Source organism: Rhizobacter sp. (genome assembly GCF_035702065.1).
Classification (GTDB): domain Bacteria; phylum Pseudomonadota; class Gammaproteobacteria; order Burkholderiales; family Burkholderiaceae_C; genus Rhizobacter.
In genome coordinates, this window is the sequence record NZ_DASSRA010000272.1 from 1 (window position 1) to 3,397 (window position 3,397).

The 3,397-nt window shown below is 65.3% G+C and carries 4 protein-coding genes; all 4 read left to right on the top strand.

Features of this window, described 5'->3' with window-relative positions; translation table 11 throughout:
- Positions 1-1,146: cysteine--tRNA ligase (gene cysS / locus VFL64_RS12395; RefSeq protein WP_489540687.1), on the top strand; the 1,146-nt coding region annotated here is incomplete at its 5' end.
- A gap of 3 nt (positions 1,147-1,149) precedes the next feature.
- A complete protein-coding gene (locus VFL64_RS12400) occupies positions 1,150-1,785 on the top strand; it encodes a DNA-3-methyladenine glycosylase family protein (protein ID WP_489540688.1) in 636 nt (211 codons plus the stop codon).
- 61 nt (positions 1,786-1,846) lie between these two features.
- Positions 1,847-2,818 (top strand): acetyl-CoA carboxylase carboxyltransferase subunit alpha, encoded by a 972-nt coding sequence (locus VFL64_RS12405; RefSeq protein ID WP_489540689.1) that lies wholly within the window; start codon positions 1,847-1,849, stop codon positions 2,816-2,818.
- A 52-nt stretch (positions 2,819-2,870) separates the two neighbouring features.
- Positions 2,871-3,397, top strand: a 527-nt coding sequence (gene tilS / locus VFL64_RS12410; RefSeq protein WP_489540690.1) for a tRNA lysidine(34) synthetase TilS, incomplete at its 3' end; no start/stop codon positions are given.

The following is a 3,397-nucleotide window of genomic DNA, read 5'->3' on the forward strand; positions in this document are numbered from 1 at the left end:
AAGCGCTCACTCGAACGCAAGATCTCGTTGCGTGAACTCACCGACGAGATGATCGGCGCCATGCACCAGGATCTCGGGGCGCTGGGCATCGCCAAGCCGACCCACGAGCCGCGTGCCACCGAGTACGTCCCGCAGATGCTGTCGATGATCGGCAAGCTCGAAGCCAAGGGCCTGGCCTACCGCTCCGACAACGGTGACGTGAACTACGCGGTGCGCAAGTTCCCGAGCTACGGCAAGCTGTCGGGCAAGTCGATCGACGAGTTGCGCGCAGGCGAGCGCGTGGCCGTGCTCGACGGCAAGCAGGACCCTCTCGACTTCGTTCTGTGGAAGGCCGCGAAGCCCGGCGAACCCGAGGATGCCAAGTACGCCTCCGATTACGGCAGTGGCCGGCCCGGCTGGCACATCGAGTGCTCGGCCATGGGCTGCGCGATCCTCGGCGAGCAGTTCGACTTGCACGGTGGTGGTGCCGACCTGCAGTTCCCTCACCACGAGAACGAGATCGCGCAGAGCGAAGGCGCCAACGGTGTGGCCCCGGCCAAGGTGTGGGCGCACAACGGCTTGCTGAACGTCGACCACGTGAAGATGTCCAAGTCGCTGGGCAACTTCTTCACCATCCGCGAGGTGCTGGAGCGCTACGACGGCGAGACCATCCGTTTCTTCATGCTGCGCACTCACTACCGCAGCCCATTCAACTTCAGCGACGGCAACCTGGACGACGCGCGCAATGCCTTGCGCCGCCTCTACACCGCGCTGGCCGATATCGACGTGCCGACACTGGCGGTGGATTGGGCGCACCCGCTGGCCGCGCGTTTCCGCGATGCGATGAACGACGACTTCGGTACGCCCGAAGCGGTGGCCGTGCTGTTCGAGCTGGCCGGTGAAGTCAACCGCACTCGCTCGCCTCAGCTGGCCGGCCTGCTCAAGGGATTGGGAGGCACGCTGAACGTGCTGCAGCAGAACCCGCGCAGCTTCTTGCAGTCAGGCAGCGGGCTGGACGAGGCCGCGATCCAGGCGCAGATCGACGCGCGCGCTGCCGCCAAGAAGGCACGCGATTTCGCACTCGCTGACCAGATCCGCAAGGACTTGTTGAACCAGGGCATCGAACTGCAGGATTCGCCGCAAGGCACGACCTGGACGAAGGTCTGACCGGTGCGAATTGCGACCCCTGACTACTGGGACGAGGCCTGCAAGCACCTCTCCAAGCGCGACCGCGTGATGCGCAAGCTGATTCCCCAGGGCGAAGGTCGCCTGGAGAGCCGCGGCGATGCCTTCACGACCCTGGCGCGCTCCATCGTCGGCCAGCAGATCTCGGTGAAGGCCGCGCAGTCGGTGTGGGATCGGTTCGCTGCACTGGTGGGCGGGCAGTCCACCCGCGTGATGCCCGCAGCTGTCGTTGGCATGGAGCCGGCCCGCATGCGCGAGGCCGGGCTGTCCGCGCGCAAGGTCGACTACCTGCTCGATCTGGCGCAGCACTTCGAGGCGGGCAGCGTGCATGTGCGGCAATGGCAGCAGATGGACGACGAAGCCATCATCGATGAACTGGTGGCCATTCGCGGAATCGGCCGCTGGACGGCCGAGATGTTCCTGATCTTCCACCTGCTGCGGCCGAACGTGCTGCCGCTCGATGACGTGGGGCTGCTCAAGGGAATCAGCCTGAATTACTTCAGCGGCGAGCCCGTTTCACGGGCCGAAGCGCGCGAGCTGGGCGATGCCTGGGCCCCTTTCCGCTCGGTGGCCACATGGTACATTTGGCGCAGCCTCGACCCCCTGCCTGTGGCGTACTGAGCGCCTCTTTCTGCCTCATGAGAAGACCCCTCTGTCTTCATCAACCCAGGACTCCAGCCGGATGAGCAAACGACACTTCCTCGAATTCGAGCAGCCCATTGCCGAGCTCGAAACCAAGATCGAAGAGCTGCGCTACGTGCAAAGCGAATCGGCCGTCGACATCTCCGAAGAGATCGATCGCCTCAGCAAGAAGAGCCAGCAGCTCGTCAAGGACATCTACTCCAGCCTGACGCCCTGGCAAGTCACGCAGATCTCGCGGCACACGCAGCGGCCGTATGCGATGGACTACATCAACGAGGTCTTCACCGACTTCCAGGAGTTGCGCGGCGACCGTCATTTTGCGGACGACCAGTCCATCGTCGGCGGCCTCGCGCGCTTCAATGGCCAGGCCTGCATGGTCATCGGCCACCAGAAGGGGCGTGACACCAAGGAGCGCGCGGCGCGCAATTTCGGCATGTCGCGGCCCGAAGGCTACCGCAAGGCCTTGCGCCTGATGAAGCTGGCCGAGAAGTTCGGCCTGCCAGTGTTCACGCTGGTCGACACGCCGGGGGCCTACCCGGGCATCGGCGCCGAAGAGCGCGGTCAATCCGAGGCGATTGGCCGCAACATCTTCGAGATGGCACAGCTCGAAGTGCCCATCATCGTCACCATCATTGGCGAAGGTGGTTCGGGTGGCGCGCTGGCCATCAGCGTGGGTGACCAGGTGCTGATGCTGCAGTACTCGGTTTACTCGGTCATCACACCGGAAGGCTGCGCCTCGATTCTGTGGCGCACCGCGGAGCGTGCTTCCGATGCGGCCGATGCGCTCGGCATCACCGCCCACCGGTTGAAGGCGCTGGGCCTGATCGACAAGATCGTCAACGAACCCGTGGGCGGTGCACATCGCGATCCGAAGCAGATGTCGGCCTACCTCAAGCGTGCCCTCAACGACGCGCTGCGCCAGGTGAGCGACCTGAAGCCCAAGGAACTGCTGCAGCGGCGCTATGAACGGCTGCAGTCGTATGGCCGCTTCACCGACACCAGCGACCGCTGATTCCTCGCGCTGCATCGCGGTCGCCTACAGTGCCGGCCGCGATTCCACTGCCTTGCTGCATGCCGTGGTGCATGCAGCGGCACAGCAGGGAGCCCAGGTGGCGGCCCTGCATGTGCACCACGGGCTGAGTCCCCACGCCGATGACTGGCTGGCGCATGCGAGCGCGCAGTGCGAGCGCTGGGCTCGTCAAGGCCTGCCCGTGCGGCTCATCACCCATCGCCTGAGTGGCAAGCCCACCCGTGGCGAAAGCATCGAAGCCTGGGCACGGCAGGCGCGTTACCGTGCATTGCGCCAGATGGCCATTGAAGCGGGTGCGAAGCTCGTGCTGCTGGCCCATCACCAGCGCGACCAGGCTGAGACCCTGCTGCTGCAAGCCCTGCGTGGCGCCGGTGTGGCCGGACTGGCCGGCATGCCGCGCAACATCGAGCGCGAGGGCATCACCTGGGTGCGCCCCTGGCTCGACCATCCGCGCGAACGGATCGAAGCCTACGTCCGCCATCACCGTCTGCGCTACATCGACGATGACAGCAATGCCGATGCGAGGTTTGCGCGCAACCGGCTGCGCTGGCAGGTCTGGCC

Excerpts from the sequence above, each read along its gene's own strand:
- VFL64_RS12405 (WP_489540689.1), top strand. The coding sequence starts at position 1,847 with ATGAGCAAACGACACTTCCTCGAATTCGAGCAGCCCATTGCCGAGCTC.